At 35.6% G+C, this 16,598-nt stretch carries 18 protein-coding genes; 7 read left to right on the forward strand and 11 right to left on the reverse strand.

Annotation, left to right across the window (positions count from 1 at the left end; all coding sequences use genetic code 11):
- Positions 1–119: 119 nt before the first annotated feature.
- From R2Q16_RS04825 to R2Q16_RS04835, 3 genes are all read left to right on the forward strand, one after another.
- Positions 120–698 carry a sigma-70 family RNA polymerase sigma factor gene (locus tag R2Q16_RS04825; RefSeq protein WP_316735488.1) on the forward strand — a complete coding sequence of 193 codons (579 nt, stop codon included), beginning with the start codon at positions 120–122 and terminating at the stop codon, positions 696–698.
- The gene (locus tag R2Q16_RS04830; RefSeq protein ID WP_316735489.1) at positions 691–1,971 is read left to right on the forward strand and encodes an energy transducer TonB; all 1,281 of its coding nucleotides are present in this window, start codon (positions 691–693) and stop codon (positions 1,969–1,971) included. Before R2Q16_RS04825 ends, R2Q16_RS04830 begins: the two co-directional genes overlap by 8 nt.
- Before the next feature lie 132 nt (positions 1,972–2,103).
- Complete coding sequence (locus R2Q16_RS04835; protein ID WP_316735490.1) at positions 2,104–2,718, forward strand: FMN-binding negative transcriptional regulator; 615 nt, start codon at positions 2,104–2,106, stop codon at positions 2,716–2,718.
- A gap of 245 nt (positions 2,719–2,963) precedes the next feature.
- Here the strand turns inward: R2Q16_RS04835 and R2Q16_RS04840 are convergent, their stop codons facing one another.
- The 9 genes from R2Q16_RS04840 to R2Q16_RS04880 all read right to left on the reverse strand — a co-directional run bounded on the left by R2Q16_RS04840 (position 2,964) and on the right by R2Q16_RS04880 (position 11,122).
- A complete protein-coding gene (locus R2Q16_RS04840; RefSeq protein WP_316735491.1) occupies positions 2,964–3,974 on the reverse strand; it encodes an inorganic phosphate transporter in 1,011 nt (336 codons plus the stop codon).
- Positions 3,975–3,986: 12 nt separating this feature from the next.
- A complete protein-coding gene (locus R2Q16_RS04845) occupies positions 3,987–4,628 on the reverse strand; it encodes a DUF47 domain-containing protein (RefSeq protein ID WP_290240470.1) in 642 nt (213 codons plus the stop codon).
- A 265-nt stretch (positions 4,629–4,893) separates the two neighbouring features.
- Positions 4,894–5,919 (reverse strand): sensor histidine kinase, encoded by a 1,026-nt coding sequence (locus tag R2Q16_RS04850; protein ID WP_316735492.1) that lies wholly within the window; start codon positions 5,917–5,919, stop codon positions 4,894–4,896.
- 33 nt (positions 5,920–5,952) lie between these two features.
- The gene (locus R2Q16_RS04855) at positions 5,953–6,717 is read right to left on the reverse strand and encodes a TIGR03915 family putative DNA repair protein (protein ID WP_316735493.1); all 765 of its coding nucleotides are present in this window, start codon (positions 6,715–6,717) and stop codon (positions 5,953–5,955) included.
- A gap of 35 nt (positions 6,718–6,752) precedes the next feature.
- Positions 6,753–8,009, reverse strand: coding sequence for a putative DNA modification/repair radical SAM protein (locus tag R2Q16_RS04860; RefSeq protein ID WP_316735494.1), 1,257 nt, complete (start codon positions 8,007–8,009; stop codon positions 6,753–6,755).
- Positions 8,010–8,093: 84 nt separating this feature from the next.
- Positions 8,094–8,627 carry a hypothetical protein gene (locus R2Q16_RS04865; protein ID WP_316735495.1) on the reverse strand — a complete coding sequence of 178 codons (534 nt, stop codon included), beginning with the start codon at positions 8,625–8,627 and terminating at the stop codon, positions 8,094–8,096.
- Positions 8,628–8,711: 84 nt separating this feature from the next.
- The gene (locus R2Q16_RS04870) at positions 8,712–9,356 is read right to left on the reverse strand and encodes an HD domain-containing protein (protein WP_316735496.1); all 645 of its coding nucleotides are present in this window, start codon (positions 9,354–9,356) and stop codon (positions 8,712–8,714) included.
- A 67-nt stretch (positions 9,357–9,423) separates the two neighbouring features.
- Positions 9,424–9,708, reverse strand: coding sequence for a helix-turn-helix transcriptional regulator (locus R2Q16_RS04875; RefSeq protein WP_316735497.1), 285 nt, complete (start codon positions 9,706–9,708; stop codon positions 9,424–9,426).
- A 235-nt stretch (positions 9,709–9,943) separates the two neighbouring features.
- Positions 9,944–11,122 carry a class I SAM-dependent RNA methyltransferase gene (locus tag R2Q16_RS04880; protein WP_316735778.1) on the reverse strand — a complete coding sequence of 393 codons (1,179 nt, stop codon included), beginning with the start codon at positions 11,120–11,122 and terminating at the stop codon, positions 9,944–9,946.
- A gap of 72 nt (positions 11,123–11,194) precedes the next feature.
- Here R2Q16_RS04880 and R2Q16_RS04885 point away from each other — a divergent pair, with 72 nt between their 5' ends.
- The 3 genes from R2Q16_RS04885 (at position 11,195) to R2Q16_RS04895 (ending at position 14,471) form a co-directional block, all read left to right on the forward strand.
- The gene (locus tag R2Q16_RS04885) at positions 11,195–11,563 is read left to right on the forward strand and encodes a DUF3127 domain-containing protein (RefSeq protein ID WP_316735498.1); all 369 of its coding nucleotides are present in this window, start codon (positions 11,195–11,197) and stop codon (positions 11,561–11,563) included.
- Positions 11,564–11,756: 193 nt separating this feature from the next.
- Entirely contained in the window at positions 11,757–13,586 is a 1,830-nt protein-coding gene (locus tag R2Q16_RS04890) for a HAMP domain-containing sensor histidine kinase (RefSeq protein ID WP_316735499.1), read from the forward strand.
- Between the two features lie 189 nt (positions 13,587–13,775).
- Entirely contained in the window at positions 13,776–14,471 is a 696-nt protein-coding gene (locus R2Q16_RS04895; protein ID WP_316735500.1) for a response regulator transcription factor, read from the forward strand.
- Between the two features lie 89 nt (positions 14,472–14,560).
- On the opposite strand, the gene R2Q16_RS04900 is transcribed toward R2Q16_RS04895, so the two are convergent.
- Both R2Q16_RS04900 and mqnB read right to left on the reverse strand, forming a co-directional pair.
- Positions 14,561–15,388 (reverse strand): 1,4-dihydroxy-6-naphthoate synthase, encoded by an 828-nt coding sequence (locus tag R2Q16_RS04900; protein WP_316735501.1) that lies wholly within the window; start codon positions 15,386–15,388, stop codon positions 14,561–14,563.
- Positions 15,389–15,430: 42 nt separating this feature from the next.
- Positions 15,431–16,054: a futalosine hydrolase gene (gene mqnB, locus R2Q16_RS04905; protein WP_316735502.1), complete on the reverse strand. Its 624-nt coding sequence runs from the start codon at positions 16,052–16,054 to the stop codon at positions 15,431–15,433.
- 132 nt (positions 16,055–16,186) lie between these two features.
- Between mqnB and R2Q16_RS04910 the strand changes: the two genes are divergently transcribed.
- Complete coding sequence (locus R2Q16_RS04910; RefSeq protein WP_316735503.1) at positions 16,187–16,597, forward strand: 6-pyruvoyl trahydropterin synthase family protein; 411 nt, start codon at positions 16,187–16,189, stop codon at positions 16,595–16,597.
- Position 16,598: the final 1 nt, after the last annotated feature.

A 16,598-nucleotide genomic window follows, 5' to 3' on the forward strand; every position in this document is an offset into this window, starting at 1 on the left:
GTACTGAAACTGCTTTTCAAATAATTACAAGCAATTAATCCCTAAATTATTAGTTTATAACCGAGCACTCAAAAATATTTTTTATACTTGAAAGATAATTTGCCTTAGCTACCCATTATTTGAAGTTTATAAAAAATACAGCTGGAAATAACCAGAAAGAAGATGCAGAATTAATTGCGGAGTATAAAAACACCGGCAATTTAGATGCTTTGGGTTCGCTTTATAACAAGTACATGCATTTGGTTTTTGGGGTTTGCTTAAATTATTTCAAAGATGAGGAGTTAAGCAAAGATGCTGTAATGCAAATTTTTGAAGAGCTGGTAAGCAAATTATTGGTGCACGAGGTTCAGAATTTTAAAAGCTGGCTGCATGTATTAACCCGAAACCATTGTTTAATGGCCTTGAGAAAATCTTCAAAGCAAAATAACGTTTCAATTGATGAGACTTTTGTGGAAAACACGGAGTTTGTGCATCTGGATATTGACAACACAAAAGAAACGCAGCTTACCATAATGGAAAAGTGCATGGAAACATTGCCCGAAGAACAGCGAAAAAGCGTAGATTTATTTTATTTACAAGAGAAATGCTATAAAGAAGTAGCTGATATTACAGGCTACGATATGCTTAAGGTTAAAAGTTACATCCAAAACGGAAAGCGGAATTTAAAGATTTGTATAGAGAAAAATAGTAGTGAATAACGATTGGTTAGATATTGATGTGCTGGAAGATTACCTTGATGGTAAGCTTGATGCTAAAGCTATGCACTTTGTAGAGCGCCAGGCATTGGAAGATCCTTTCGTAGCGGAGGCTTTGGAAGGCTTGAAGCAATCGCCAAAACGCAAACAAACTTTATCTATACTTCAGAAACAGCTTTACGATAGGGTTTCGGAAAAACCAATTAGACGAAAAATGTGGGGCATTACCACACAACGTTTAAGTATTGCTGCAACCGCAACTGTTGCCTTTATTGCCGTTAGCATTTTGTTTTTCATGCGAGAAACCAATCGCAAGAATGCTGAAATTGCATCAAGAAAATCGAACGGCGTGATGGTTGATGTTGCTCCAAAATCTGATTTAGCAGTAATAAAGCCTAAAGAGGCAGATAAAAAAGTTGGTGATGGTGTAAACACAGCCGTAATTGATAAAGCAATTGCTGATGCTAAATCCGGAGATTTAGCAAAGGACAACAAGGCGGCGGCAGTTTCTAAAAATGCTGTAGTGGCTGCACCAGTAACACAAAGCTTACCGATTAAAGCGGAAAGTGCGGCGCTTTTTGCAGAAAAGAAAGTTGCTGCTGCAGAACAAGTTGCAAATACCGACGCTGTAGCTTATTCGTCAGGATCACTTTCTGACCGTGGTTTGGTGTATAGCGGCAATGTGATTTCGCAAAGCGGGCAACCCGTATCTGGTGCTGTTATAAAGGTAGCCGGAACAAAAGCGGCAACAATAACTGATAATAAAGGATATTTTTCGCTTCCGGTAGATAGTGTGGATAAAAACAAAGAAATACTGGTAAAAGCGCAGGGTTTTGATGATAAAACGGTTACAACAGACCCCAATGCAATACGAATGGCTTTAAGCGGAAACTATTCATTAAATGAAATTTCGGTGTTAACCCGTTCAAGTGCTAAACGAAATGTAGCACCGCCTGCCGCTCCTAAAATTGTACTTAAGGCTGTAGAGAATTTAGATAAGACTTCTGGAGAAATTACAAAACCTGTTCCGGTATCGGCTGTAAACTACACTCAATATTTAGAAACCAACAATAAACTTTTCAACCCGAAAGGACCTGAGCAATTTGTTACTTTAAGCTTTAGGGTAAAAAAGAACGGACGGCCTTCGAACGTAACCGTTGTAAAATCGCTCAACAAAAAAGCTGATGCTGAAGCTAAAAGACTTGTATTAACCGGACCGGATTGGGTTTTACCTAAAAACGGAGTTGATAAGGTTGAGTTAAGTATTAAGTTCTAAAATTAAATCGCTGCGTTCGGATAAGAAAGCTCGTTATTGCGAGGCTCGAATCAATTTTAAAACAAGTGAATATTACGACCAGCGAAAGCATAAAGATTGCTTCGTACCTCGCCATGACGACAAGCCTAAATCATGTATAAACTCCCATACTTTACCGCAGAAAATCAGGACGAAGTGCTTGAATTTATGCATAAGAATACTTTCATAACTTTAGTTGGTTTTGATGGAGATTTTCCTGTTGCCACTCAAATCCCGGTTAAAACTGTTGTGGATGGTGATGTAATTAAATTAATTGGTCATATCATGACTAAAACCGATCATTGCAGGGCATTTGCGCAGAACCCAAATGTCCTCGCCATTTTTACCGGAGCACATGCTTATGTAAGCGCATCGGTTTATGAAGAACCTGCATCAGCATCGACCTGGAATTACAAAACCGTACAAGCTAAAGGAACAATTAAGTTATTGAATACAGAAGAAACTTATCAGGTAATTAAAGATTTAACCGATAAATACGAAAATCCAGATTCAAGTCCTGCAGCTTTTAATAAAATGAGTGATGATTACATCAAAAAACACTTAAAGGCAATTACAGGTTTTGAGATTTCGGTTAACAATATTGACCATGTTTTTAAAATGAGTCAGAACTACTCTGTCAATAACAAGGCTAAAATTGTAGAATACTTAGAAAAGAGTGATGATACTATGGCGCAAGAAGTGGCGAATGATATGAAAGGTAAGTTATAGGCTCTTCATTGAGCGTTCGTTAATCAGCTCTTCGAGATATTCTGTAAGGCATCTCGAAGTTTAAATAAAGAGTATTTCAAATCCTCCCTTTATTATTCATTCAGGATGCGCTTCGCTAACATCCAGAATAGCAATCATAGCAATCTCTATTAAAAGCCCAGAAAATTGCTTTCCAAATCCTTCTTTAAACAAAAAAGACTAAAGCAATTTGCCTTAGTCTTAATAGGAATGATTTTTATAATATTTTATTTGAAGTAGTAAATTGCTGCATAAATAATCGCAGCAAGTGTTGCAGAAACCGGGATGGTTAAAATCCATGCCCAGATTAAGTTGATGGTTACCCCCCAACGTACTGCCGAAACACTTTTTACTACACCCACACCTACAATTGAACCTGTAATGGTGTGCGTGGTCGATACCGGAATACCGAAATGTTCTGTAATACCTAATGTTACTGCACCAGCACCTTCGGCGGCAACGCCTTCAAGAGCGGTAACTTTAGTGATTTTAGAACCCATTGTTTTCACAATTTTCCAACCCCCACTCATTGTACCTAATGAAATTGCAGAGTAACAAGCAATTGGCACCCAAGCTGGCATCGCTTCAAAATCTGGAATAACTTTAGCAGCAATTAATGCGGTAGCAATAATACCCATAACTTTCTGCGCATCGTTACCACCATGGAAGAAACTCAATGCAGCTGATGATAATAACTGCAAACGTTTAAACCACTTTTCTGCGGTTGCCGGTTTAGCATAGCGGCAAATGTTAATGATGATTAAGGTCAACACAACAGATATCACCATACCAATTATCGGCGCTAAAACAATAAAGGAAACGATTTTAACTACGTAACCCATGTTTACAGCATCCATCGGACTTGCACCCGTTAGCAATGCATGTGTCATACCTGCACCTGCAAAACCACCAATTAAAGTGTGTGATGAACTTGAAGGAATACCATACCACCAGGTTAAAAGATTCCAGATAATTGCGGCTACTAAACCTGCAAGAATAACTTCTAAAGTGATGTAATTCTCAATTACAGTTTTAGCAACTGTGTTGGCAACTTTGTGATCGGTAAAATAAAAGTAGGCGGCAAAATTAAATAATGCAGCCCATAAAACGGCTTGAAAAGGTGTTAGAACTTTTGTAGAAACAACTGTTGCAATCGAGTTAGCGGCATCGTGGAAACCATTTATGTAATCGAAAGCAATAGCTAGAATTACAACAACAACCAATAAGGTAGTTACCATGTTTGTGTTTTATTAAGCGTTTTTAACTAAAATAGTTTCAAGCACATTTGCTACATCTTCGCATTTGTCTGTCGCTTTCTCTATCGTTTGTAAAACCTCTTTTTGTTTAATTAATTCAATTGCATTGGTTTCGTACTCAAATAAGCGGGCAACCGCTAGTGTAAATACATAATCAGCTTGGTTTTCGCCGCTGTTAATGCGGATACAAGCATCAGCAATAACACGAATGTTTTTAAAGCTGCGTAACTCTTTAATTGCTTTATCAATATCTGTACACATTTCTACCAAAAGCTCAGCAATTTTAACAATTGGTTCGCTAATCGCGTTCATATTATACATCTGCATCCTGTTGGCTGTGCCGTAAATGTAGTCGGCTACATCATCAACAGCAGTTGCCAAAGCATGTATGTCTTCTCTATCAAATGGCGTAATAAAATTTCTGCTTAATTCTAAAAAGATTGAGTGTGTAATATCATCACCCACATGTTCTAAACGCTCAATTTCCTTAAAAATGGTTTTTCTGCTTTCTGCATCTGCAGTGCTAACCATTTCTAAAAGTGCCTCTGCTATTTTTAAAGCATTGCTTCCGGCTTGCTCAAATAGAGGATGAAATTTTCTGTCTTGAGGTGTAAAGAACTTAAAAATATTGTTCATGTTAATTCTTAATATGCTGCAAAGCTAAGCGACCAATGTTAACTTAATGTTAAGTTGAGAAATATATTAAGAAAGTAAATTGATGTCTGGCCGATATCAGTAAGTTGATAATGAATGAATAAGCTTTTGTAAATGAAAGCAAGCACTTCTTCGGCAACCACAATCCCGCTAAACGCTATAGCCCTCATTGCATTTCGGGGCTGCCGCTTATATCGGGTTTAATAAGTCGGGTCAACTTATTATCGGGAAATTTAAGTCGCAAGACCTAGCCCACTTTCTGTAACGTAAACGCAAAGGTAGTTCCAATTCCAGGCGTACTTCTAACCGAAATGGTTTGCTGGTGAGCTTCTAAAATGTGTTTAACAATGGCTAAACCTAAACCTGTTCCGCCAACTTCGCGAGAGCGATGTGTATCGATACGATAAAATCTTTCGAATAAACGAAGTAAATGCTTTTCTTCAATTCCGATTCCATTATCAGTAACTTCAACTAAAAACTGATCATGAAGTTCAAAAATCTTAATTGCAGTTTCTCCCCCATCAATACCATATTTAATGCTGTTTACCATCAAATTAATTAAAACCTGACGGATTTTTTCTCTATCTGCCGAAACAGCAGTTAGTGCAGTATATTTATCCTTAAAGAAAAGCTTAATATTTTTTCGCTTTGCACGGTCTTCAAGGTTTTCCATAACCTCTTTAGCCAATTGTACAAAGTCAAATTTCTGATAATTTATAGGTGCTTCTCCGGTTTCGAGCTTCGCAATTGCATCTAGATCGTTAATTAAATAACTTAAACGCTCAACGTTATTTTCAGCTTTTTTTAAAAACAGGACAGCCTGATCGGGATCGTCTACAATACAATCTTGCAAAGTTTCTATGTAACCTTGTATGGCAAAAAGGGGCGTCTTAAACTCATGCGAAACATTTGAAAGAAATTCTCTTCTAAATTGCTCTTGCTTTTTAAGCAAATCAATTTCCTTTTTCTTCGCTCCTGCCCATTCCTTTACTTCCTGTTCAACATCATTTATCGGGTCAGAACTTACATATTCTCCCAAAGCATCTTTTAAATCTTTACCCAGTTTTAGATTATGAATAAGTTTGTAAATCAGCTTTATCTTGGTATATATATATTTTTCTAAAAGGTAATAAAAAACAAGAAAACTGCTTAGAAAAGAAACACCAAATGAGATGGCCAGATAATACCAACTATGCTGGAAGTAAAAATTAACCATGCCGATAGAAAGGGCAACGGCAAGAGCAGTAAATAAAACCAGCACGCTTAATTTCATGGTGCAATTTAGGCTTTTTGTGTTAATAGAAGATTAACTCAATTGCTTTTCGGTTAAATATTTCCAGTATCTTTTTGGAACATGCTGCACATGGAGCTTTGTATTTTTACGGGCTACGATATTTGTACTCTTAAAATAATCCTTCCATAAAATTGAATAAAGTTCCTCCTTTTCATCCATTAAAATGATTGATGGATTAGCTTTATTAATGTTTTTATCAAAAGAGATTGTGATTTCTTCAACGGTGTTTAAATTATAATGCAAGCCATATTTACGTTTCAAATCGTAAATTATCCATTGCTGGTCGGCATATCTATTTTTAAAGTGATTAGAAATTAAGGGCAAAACATTAAAATCAGGATCAACACCTGCATAAAACATTCCATCGCCAGTTTTTTGGAAACGGATAAAAGCTTCCATCCGATGTTTCTCTCGCTCTACACTTTTGGCAAATTTAGAAAGTGCAATAACATGCTCATTTCCAAAGTTACTTTCTGCACCAGCTTGATTTTGAAAAATATACAGCGTGAACTGAAAAAGATGATTATAAGCTTCGGGTAATTCGGATAAATAACTGCAGTAAAATTTCCGTAACCAATCTTTTTTTATTTTTTTTTGCAAACCTGCCCAAACCCGGTCTGATTTTGATGCATCGGTTTCTATTGTAAAACTTTCAGTAAATGCTTCAGGCTGAAAAATTGCATCTGGTTTTAGCACAACTTTCCCTGGTTTTCGTTCAAACCATTCGAAAACCGCAGTTAATAATCCCGGTAAAGAACCATCAAAAATATAAGTCATCAATTCCGTATTTTCTGTGTTTCGGTGGTATAAGCCTAAAACAACAGCATTTGATTATTGTCTGTTTTTAAATATTTACTCTGGCTTTCTGCTAAAATAAAGGCCTTAATTTGCGTTCCCTGATAATCTTTTAATTGATAGGGAGAATCTGCACAAACTATAAAGTGCTTAGCTCGATTGTATGCGACTCCAATTTTTTTCAGCTGATCAATTCTCAGTTTTCCAAATTTTCGGGCTTGAACAATCTTTTGGGCCGACATAACCCCTATTCCGGGAATTCTTAAAATCATTTTATAATCGGCCTTATTAATATCAACAGGAAAATGCTGCATATTTCTAATCGCCCAACTTAGCTTTGGGTCAATATCAACATCAAGATTTGGATTCGCATCATTCAAAATTTCTTGAACTTTGAAGCCATAAAAACGCATCAACCAGTCGGTTTGATAAAGTCTGTTTTCTCGTAAAAGCGGCGGCTGTGTACCTAAAACTGGCATTCGGCTGTCATTACTTATCGGTACATAACCAGAATAATAAACCCTTTTTAAAGCGAAGTTTTTATAAAACGCATTGGCCGTGTACATGATATCTTTATCACTTTCTGGCGTGGCACCAATAACCATTTGAGTGCTTTGCCCGGCAGGCACAAATTTTGGCGTATGTTTTATTAATTTCTTTTCTTCAACCAATTGAATCATTTGCTTATTTACAAATTCAAGTGGTTTAATTACATCTTCGTGGTTTTTTTCAGGAGCAAGTAGTTTTAAACCAGCCTCGGTTGGCATTTCAAGGTTAATGCTCATTCTATCGGCATACAAACCTGCCTCTTTTATTAACTCTTCACTTGCGCCGGGAATAGTTTTTAAATGAATATAACCGTTATAACGTTGTTCCAATCTTAGTTTTTTACAAACTAAAAGCAAACGTTCCATTGTAAAATCAGCGTTTTTAAAAATGCCAGAACTCAAAAACAAACCTTCAATATAATTTCTGCGATAGAAATTCATGGTTAAATCTACGACTTCATCAACTGTAAAAGCTGCTCTTTTGATGTCATTACTTTTTCTGGAAACACAAAATAAGCAATCGTAAATGCAATGATTGGTGAGGAGAATTTTTAATAGCGAAACGCAACGACCATCTTCAGTATAGGTATGGCAGATGCCTGATGTGTGCCCATTGCCCAAACCTTTATTATCGTTTTTACGATTACTTCCGCTTGAAGAGCATGAAACATCATATTTTGCTGCATCGGCGAGAATGCTAAGTTTTTCACGAATTTTATCAGACATCACAAATTATTTTACTAACAAATATAGCTAAAAAGCTAATTATATTAGTAAATTCATGTGAAAATGAAACGCAAAACAGGAATGTTAAACCTGGGCGAGTTTTTGAGCTGATTGTTTTCGGAAAACGGTTTTAGCTTGAGGAATAGAAAAGGTATCCTGATAATAATCTATTTCAGCAAAAACAGCTTCTGCATCAGATTCATTATTTTTTGACGGACTTAAATTGACGGTGATTTTGGGGTTTTGAAATTTTAATCTATAAAAATACTTTCCTGTTGTTGTACAAAATACTTCAGAAATTCCTGTAACATTTTCCCATCCGGCATAAAAATCTTTGTTTTTGTAAAATAAGCTTTTTTTAAGGAATTTATAGCCAATTCCTTTTTCATTAAGCACAACATTACAGGGAATGTTGATTTCTTTGTTTACTCCCCAATAAAAAATTCCTGCCATTAAAATTACAGAAGAAACAATGACAACAACGCTTATTGTACCAAATAAATCTTTTGGAATTGAAAGCAAGGCTATTAACAATAGTAGCGCCCCTAAAAGTGGAATGGTTATCATGAATACAAGCAATAGCGAGTTTTTATGATAGTTTAAGGTATGGTTTTTCATGGCGTAGGAATTTATATAAATCTAACGCAATGCCATTTATCAAAAAATACCCAAAAAGAGGTATTTTAAAAGGGTGATTTTACCCTAGTTTCCTTCCCATTCACTATAGAATTGCTCAAGATAAGTATTCATAAAATCATGCCTTTTTTGAGCAATCGCTTTTCCGCTGTCGGTATTCATCAAATCCTTTAACAGCAAAAGTTTTTCGTAAAAATGGTTTATGGTAGGCGCAGTTGTATTTTTATAACTCTCTTTAGAATGATGAAGCTCTGGCTTAATTTCCGGATCATATAATACACGATTTTTATAACCACCGTATGTAAATGCCCTTGCGATACCAATGGCGCCAATCGCATCTAATCTATCGGCATCTTGTACAATTTGCAATTCCTTTGATGAAAAACCAGGATTATCAAAACTATTTTTAAAAGACATATGTTGAATAATCAATTTTACTTGCGTAATAATATCGTCATCAACATGAATTGATTTTAAAAAATCTGCGGCTACATTTGGCCCCAATTCTTCATCACCATTATTAAATTTAGGGTCAGCAATATCATGCAAAAGCGCAGCAAAAGAAACAATTAATTCGTTGCCGTGTTCGGCCCTATTAATATTTAGAGCAGTTTTAAAAACCCTTTCAATGTGAAACCAGTCGTGTCCGGCTTCTGCATTTTCAAGGGTTTTTTTAACGAAGTTGATAGTTTTTTCTATGTAATTCTGCATGCCTCAAAGGTATCAGAATTTAAATGTGAAAGAAAAATCGGATGGTTAATTTATAACCTGAGTTGCATTATTTTGCACTCGAAGCTTCCAATTGGTTTTCGGAAGAAAGACTTTTTATTAACTCAGCGTGGTCTAATGTTAGAACTTGTGTAACATCAATATCTAAAATTGCCGAAATTTGAAATAACCTTTCAATTGTTAATTTGCTATAGCCAAGCTCTATTTTACTGTATGCGTTTTGCGAAATCTTGAGTTTTGCTGCAAGATAATCTTGAGTATAATCACGGTATTCTCTGATTTTTCTAATGTTCCCTGCAACATTTTTCGTCTTCAAAGCCATCTGATCTTCCATAGGGGTGAGGATTTTTTTATTATCTAATACGGATATAAACGAAAATTGTTCCAAAAAGGATCTCAAATAATTACAATTTGCAACAAAATAGCCTCCTTAAAGCTTAAATACACATTTTGTCTATATGTTTTTTACATTTCAAAAAACAAGTTAAAACAAAAATTGCAAATTTTTAAAAAATAATTAGTTGTATTTCAGAAAAATTTTGGTGGAGCGTTTAATCTAAATTTAGGCCTTAAGATTCAGCCTGTGGTATTCTTCGCGTGCCATCATACAATTCATATTCAAGCAATCTACAATCAAGCTTTCCATTGTAAAACTCTACCTTTTTAGAGGCTTTTAGTCCGATTTTTTTAGCTAAGTCAGGATTTCCCGTAAAAATATAGCCCGAGTAACCTTTACAATGCTGCTTCATATAGTCACCCATTCTTTTATAGGTTAATTCCAACTTGCTGTGTACACCTAAACGTTCGCCATATTCCGGGTTGAAAACCACCGCCCCTTTTCCACCTTCAGGCACTGGCGTTTGTTCAAAATCACAAACTTCAAAATCAATAAGCGAATCTACGCCCGCTGTTTTTGCATTACGCCTGGTGACTTCCACCGCATCCTCAGAAATGTCAGAAGCAATGATTTTAATATCAACATTTTTAATTACCTGATCTTTTAGCAACCTGCGCTCCGCAAAAAACACCTCTTCATTGTAACCAATAATGTGCATGAAACCATAATTCATTCGATATAAACCAGGTGCACGATTTGTAGCAATTAATGCTGCTTCGATAGCCAAAGTACCAGAACCACACATTGGATTGATGAAAGGTGATTTTTTGTCCCATTGGGTAGCATAAATTACACCCGAAGCCAAAGCTTCTAACATTGGTGCTTTTCCAGGTATTTTGCGATAACCGTGTTTGGCTAAAGTTTCGCCCGATGTATCTAAGAAAACATCAGCTTCGGCATCTTTCCAGTATAAATGGACAACTGTTTTATTGGCATCTGAACCAGAATTTGGTCTGATGCCTTTAATCTCTTTTAACCTGTCTACAATTGCATCTTTAACCTTAAGATTTGCAAAAAGTGGCGTGGTAATATTCGGATTATCAACATTGGATGTTACCGAAAAATATCCTGTAAAATCAATCAGTTCTTCCCACTCAATTGCCTTGATATTTTCATACAAATCATCAGGCGTTATTGCTTTAAAAGCTTTAATAGAATATAAAATCTGACTTGCGCATCGTAAATTCAGGTTAAGCTTAATACATTCCGTTAGGGTTATATTAAGTTCAACACCTGTTGAAAAGGCCCTTTCAATTGTGTAACCTAAAGCCAAAACTTCTTCTTGTAAATAGGGAGAAAGTCGTTTATTGCAGGTGATTATAACCTTGCTTTTATTGTGGAAAACTTGCATCATATTATATGCGAAGTTATCAATAAAATTATAGAGATTTGATCTTTCTAGTACAATAAAGTAGTATTTAATATGGAAATTAAGGGAAAAGTACACGAAGTGGGTGCCACACAGCAAGTAAGTGAAACTTTTAAGAAACGTGATTTAATAGTAGAATATGCAGAGAACCCAACATATCCGGAGTATATCCGTTTTGAGGCTTTGCAAGATAAAACCGGATTATTAGACACATTTAAAGCTGGAGATGAGGTTGAGGTTTTCTTTAATTTACGTGGTCGTCCGTGGACAGATAAAACTGGTAAAACATCTTATTTTAATAGCCTTGTAATCTGGCGTATTAACGCGATTGCAGCTGGTGCACCTGCTGCCGCAGCTCCAGCTTATGCGGCTCCGGCTGATGTGAGTAACACAGCAGGCGAAGATGATGATTTGCCATTCTAAATAAAGAATCTTTTTTAAGCAAACAATTTTGAACCATGCCGAGGCTTTAGTCTCGGCATTTTTTGTTTATAATCGGCTGTTAAAATATGTTAAAAACAAACACTTAACTTCGCTATTGATTATTTTTGATGTTGAAACTGGTTTTATTAAATATCATTTCCTAATCTTTTAGTCTTCCACTACACACAAATAAATGAAGAAAAGGAGTTTTTGGTTAATTACTGTTTTAATGACAGTAGCTTTGCTTGGCGTATTTGTAATGCAATTGTATTACATCAGGGAAGCTTATAACCTAAAATCTCAGCTATTTGATGAGCAGGTTAACCAAACGCTAACATCAGTTGTTAATAAAGTACAACGATTAAATGCCGCCGATAGAATTACCAGAAAAGATTTCGAGAATAAAGTAAAGCGTAGTCAGGATTTAAGGCAACGCGAACTTGATATTAAAGATTTGAGGCAGCAGTTTACTGAGGCTTCGGAAATACGCCAGGCTGAACGGGAAAATGAAATTGAAAATTACCTTAACCAACAAGATAGTTTAATCAGAAACCGTTTTTCAGCGCCAAAAGTAATTTCAGAATTAGAATACGTTTCTCTATCTCCTGGAGGCGGTGCTAAGCTCGATTTGCAAATGGACGCTTACATCGACATAAAAAATTATGCGCTTAGAGGTTTAAGTTTACGTTCAAAACCTTATGCAAACAATAGCAAAACTTTTGATTTCAGGGGTGCACAAACATTACCTGATACCATTCGCTACCAGGTTTTTGAACCCAGTACAGGAAAACCATTATTGGTAACACTTCCAAAAATTTCTGATGATTTAGAGAAGAAATTTAATCGTGAAGATGCGATTGCAAGAAGACAGTTAAAATTTAAAATTGCTGCCTTAGGCAAAGATACAATGCCTTATAAAAATGGTTATAATTTGCTTGAGGATGTTGCAAAGGAAATGACCGAAAAAGATGTTCCGCTAAATAAAAGGATAAATTTTATTTCGCTTGACAGACGTTTGAAACAGGAATTTTTAAATCACAACATCAATCAAAATTATAATTTCAGGGTTAAACTCGCACAAAAAGATTCGGTTTTATACCTTCAGGCATCAAATACAAGTGGAGATTTCTTACCAAAAAATACTTATAGAACAACTCTTTTTGGCAACGATTTATTTCGCGACCCAGGAATTTTGGAAGTGACTTTCCCAAATAAAAATTCAGCAATTATTGGCAATTTAAGTGCTACATTGGCATCATCTGTTGGTTTATTATTGGTACTGGTTTTCATTTTCAGCTACACGCTTTATGCCATCCTGAAACAGAAAAAAATATCAGAGATGAAAACAGATTTCATCAACAATATGACGCACGAGTTTAAAACGCCCGTTGCAACAATTATGATTGCTAGTGAAGCGCTTAAAGACCCCGAGGTTACCGAAGATAAATCACGTTTAAAGCGCCTTGCAAATATCATCTATGATGAGAATGTACGCTTGGGCAGCCATATTGAACGTGTGTTAAGTATTGCCCGACTAGAAAAAGGCGAACTTAAAATGGAAAATACCGAAGTTGATATTAACGATTTAATTGTGATTGTGCTGGATAGCATGAGTCTTCAACTTGAAAAGAAAAATGCCATTTTAACCATAAATACCGACGCAGAACACGCAACCGTATTTGGCGATGAATTACATCTTTCTAATGTGCTTTATAACTTGATTGATAACGCGAATAAATACAGTAAAGAAATTCCTGATATTACGATAAGCACCCGAAACGTTGGTAAAAATTTGGTGATAGAAATTGCCGATAAAGGCATTGGAATGAATAAAGAACACACAAAGCGGATTTTCGATCAGTTTTATAGAGTACCAACTGGTAACTTACACGATGTTAAGGGCTTTGGACTGGGACTAAATTACGTTCAGGATATTGTGAAAAACCTGAATGGTAACATTAAAGTGAGTAGCGAAAAAGACAAGGGGACAACCTTCGAGATTATTTTACCGTATATAAATTAACCTATAAAACCATCGGCACAAAAGCGGGCTTTGTCGATACTTTAAAATTATGCCCGCATTTAATCTGTAATATAGCTGTTAATTAATTTAACTATTTCAAATTTGAATTAAACCGTTATGCAGAATTCCACTCAAACCTTAAGTAGCGTTTACTCTAAAAACAGCGTTTACTCAAATAAAATTAATAAAATGAAGAAAATACTTCTGGTAGAAGACGATCCAAATCTTGGCCTTCTGTTGCAAGATTACCTGCAATTGAAAGGTAAATTTGATGTAGTTTTATGTACTGATGGAGACGAAGGTTTTAAAGCATTTAGTAAGCAAAGCTTCGATTTATGCATTTTAGATGTTATGATGCCTAAAAAAGATGGTTTTACTTTGGGTAAAGACATTAGAAAAGTAAATGCACAAGTGCCAATAATCTTTGCAACGGCTAAAACAATGCTCGAAGATAAATCTGCAGCATACGATTTAGGTGGCGATGATTACATTACAAAGCCTTTCCGTATTGAAGAATTGTTATTGCGCATTAATGCAATGTTTAAAAGAGTTGCAAATAAAGCTGGCAGTGGCGAAGAAGCTACTGAAAGTCAGTTTTCAATTGGTAAATATAATTTTGATTATACCACGCAAATCATCACGCACGACGATAAAATTCAAAAACTTTCTACTAAAGAAGCCGAATTACTGCGTTTATTGTGCCTGAAAAAAAATACAGTTTTAACGAGAGAAGAAGCTCTACTTTCCATTTGGCATGATGACAATTACTTCAACGGCCGCAGTATGGATGTGTTTTTAAGTAAACTCAGAAAATACCTACGCGAAGATTCTACCGTAGAAATTATAAATGTACACGGCAAAGGTTATAAACTATTAGTGAGCTAATTGAACGAGAACAAAGGAGCAAGGAATAAAGATAAATTCGTCTTCAAACCTCTGCCCTGCTCCTTTGCTTTTACGCTTTCCCCTCGCCCTTAAACGTATAAATTTTCTGGCACAGCCGGAATCAAATTCTTCTCTTCCGCTAAGCTGAATAAGGTATCAACAGCCTTTTTACCTTCATCGCCTAAATCAATACTGTACTTATTTACATAAAGTTCAATGTGTTTGTACATCACGGCTTCATCCATTTCTTGAGCATGTTCACGAATAAATTCTATGCCTGATTTAGGATTTGCAAACGCATATTCAACCGATTTTCGAATCAAACGGTTAACTTTTAACTGAACCTCTTTATCCAATTTCCGGTTAATAACGATGCCACCAAGCGGAATAGCACAACCTGTTAGCTTCTCCCAATAATCGCCTAAATCAACAATCTTATTTAAGCCTTTATCCTGATAAGTAAATCTGTTTTCGTGTATAATCAAACCCAAATCAATTTCTTCATTTAACAAAGCTGATTCAATCTCCGAAAAAACCATAACTTTTTTATTCTGCAATTGCGGATAAGCAATACCCAACAAGAAATTTGCAGTAGTATACTTGCCAGGAATCCCAACAATTAAATCTGCTGGCAAATCATGGCCAAAAGGCTTTTTACTTATCAACAGCGGACCAACACCAAAACCTAAAGCACTACCGGCACCCAACAAAGCATATTGGTTAGCCACATACGCAAATGCATGAAAACTCAACTTTGTGATGTCTAATTCGCCATTTAGCGCTTTTTTATTGAGTGTTTCCACATCATCAAAAAAAACTTCGAACGTTAAACCTTCAGTATCAATCTTATTGTGAATTAAGGCGTCGAAAATAAATGTATCGTTAGGGCAGGGCGAAAAACCAAGTGTAAGTTTCATGGTTTCAAAATTAAAAAACTATGCTGCATTAGTTGGTCATAATCAATTCATATCTCCAATAAAAGATATTGCCCAATCGTTTAGGTTTTTAATGGCCAAACCTATTTTCCATTTATCTTTATTTCGAGGTTCAACATAGTTAGAAATACTTCGAATCTGTAAACAGTTAATTCTTTCATGATGGCAGGCAAATAATACTGCAGCACCTTCCATACTTTCGGTTGTTGGGTTTAGCCTCTTAATTAAGCTTTTAATGTTTTTATCATTGCCGCTCACGCGATTAACGGTGACTCCAGAAACCTGCGGTAAATCTACCTTAACATTACTTTTGCCTTGGTAAGTGCTTTCACCAAAGCCCAAATCGGAAATTGTTAAAAAGTTATCGCCATCTTCTGCGCCAAGCTCTGCAAAAGTATCTTGTGTAATATTTACAATTTTTCCAAGCTCAATACTTCTATCAAAACCACCTGCAATTCCTAAATTTAAAACCAAGTGATATTTTGATGATAGATGTTTACCTAAAGAAAACGCTGTAGCAACCATTCCAACGCCTGTAATCAGTACGTCGAATTTCTTTTCCTCAATAAAATCTCCTTCTGGCAAACTAAAATGCTGATAAAAAAAGGTAAGTTCTGCTTTGGTGGCTGCAACGATGAGTATTTTCATAAGTTTAAAGGTAAAGATTGCGTATTAAATCTTCCGTAAATAAAACGTTTAAGTTCATCATTCATTTTTACATCTTTTATAATTCGTTTGCGTTTCGTGGTAATACGTATATTTGCATTTTATTTTTTGATAATGATCTATATAACAAGAAAAGCATCGTTTAACGCGGCTCATAAATTAGCCAGGCCAGATTGGGATGCAGATAAAAATGCGGAGGTTTATGGCAAATGTGCCAATCCAAATTGGCATGGCCACAACTACTGGTTATACGTTACGGTTAAGGGCGAAATAAATCCTGAAACTGGTTTTTTGGTCGATTTAAAATGGCTTAAAGATGTAATGAATACTTACGTTGTAGATAAGGTTGATCATAAAAACTTAAACCTCGATGTAGATTTTATGAAAAATAAACTAGCATCAACAGAGAATTTAGCCATCGCAATCTGGGCGCAACTTTTGGCTCCAATTACTGAGGCTGGTGCAATTTTACACTGCGTTAAAATCTACGAAACTGAGAATAATTTTGTTGAATACTTTGGTTAAA

The organism is Pedobacter aquatilis, from assembly GCF_032678425.1.
Taxonomy (GTDB): Bacteria; Bacteroidota; Bacteroidia; order Sphingobacteriales; family Sphingobacteriaceae; genus Pedobacter; species Pedobacter aquatilis_B.

Coding starts and splice junctions, on each gene's coding strand:
- R2Q16_RS04900 (WP_316735501.1), bottom strand. CDS start 15,388: ATGAAACTTACACTTGGTTTTTCGCCCTGCCCTAACGATACATTTATT.
- R2Q16_RS04880 (WP_316735778.1), bottom strand. CDS start 11,122: ATGCAAGTTTTCCACAATAAAAGCAAGGTTATAATCACCTGCAATAAA.
- R2Q16_RS04850 (WP_316735492.1), bottom strand. CDS start 5,919: ATGAAATTAAGCGTGCTGGTTTTATTTACTGCTCTTGCCGTTGCCCTT.
- R2Q16_RS04865 (WP_316735495.1), bottom strand. CDS start 8,627: ATGAAAAACCATACCTTAAACTATCATAAAAACTCGCTATTGCTTGTA.
- R2Q16_RS04840 (WP_316735491.1), bottom strand. CDS start 3,974: ATGGTAACTACCTTATTGGTTGTTGTTGTAATTCTAGCTATTGCTTTC.
- R2Q16_RS04875 (WP_316735497.1), bottom strand. CDS start 9,708: ATGGAAGATCAGATGGCTTTGAAGACGAAAAATGTTGCAGGGAACATT.
- R2Q16_RS04885 (WP_316735498.1), top strand. CDS start 11,195: ATGGAAATTAAGGGAAAAGTACACGAAGTGGGTGCCACACAGCAAGTA.
- R2Q16_RS04910 (WP_316735503.1), top strand. CDS start 16,187: ATGATCTATATAACAAGAAAAGCATCGTTTAACGCGGCTCATAAATTA.
- R2Q16_RS04860 (WP_316735494.1), bottom strand. CDS start 8,009: ATGTCTGATAAAATTCGTGAAAAACTTAGCATTCTCGCCGATGCAGCA.
- R2Q16_RS04870 (WP_316735496.1), bottom strand. CDS start 9,356: ATGCAGAATTACATAGAAAAAACTATCAACTTCGTTAAAAAAACCCTT.
- R2Q16_RS04855 (WP_316735493.1), bottom strand. CDS start 6,717: ATGACTTATATTTTTGATGGTTCTTTACCGGGATTATTAACTGCGGTT.
- mqnB (WP_316735502.1), bottom strand. CDS start 16,054: ATGAAAATACTCATCGTTGCAGCCACCAAAGCAGAACTTACCTTTTTT.
- R2Q16_RS04895 (WP_316735500.1), top strand. CDS start 13,776: ATGAAGAAAATACTTCTGGTAGAAGACGATCCAAATCTTGGCCTTCTG.
- R2Q16_RS04890 (WP_316735499.1), top strand. CDS start 11,757: ATGAAGAAAAGGAGTTTTTGGTTAATTACTGTTTTAATGACAGTAGCT.
- R2Q16_RS04845 (WP_290240470.1), bottom strand. CDS start 4,628: ATGAACAATATTTTTAAGTTCTTTACACCTCAAGACAGAAAATTTCAT.
- R2Q16_RS04835 (WP_316735490.1), top strand. CDS start 2,104: ATGTATAAACTCCCATACTTTACCGCAGAAAATCAGGACGAAGTGCTT.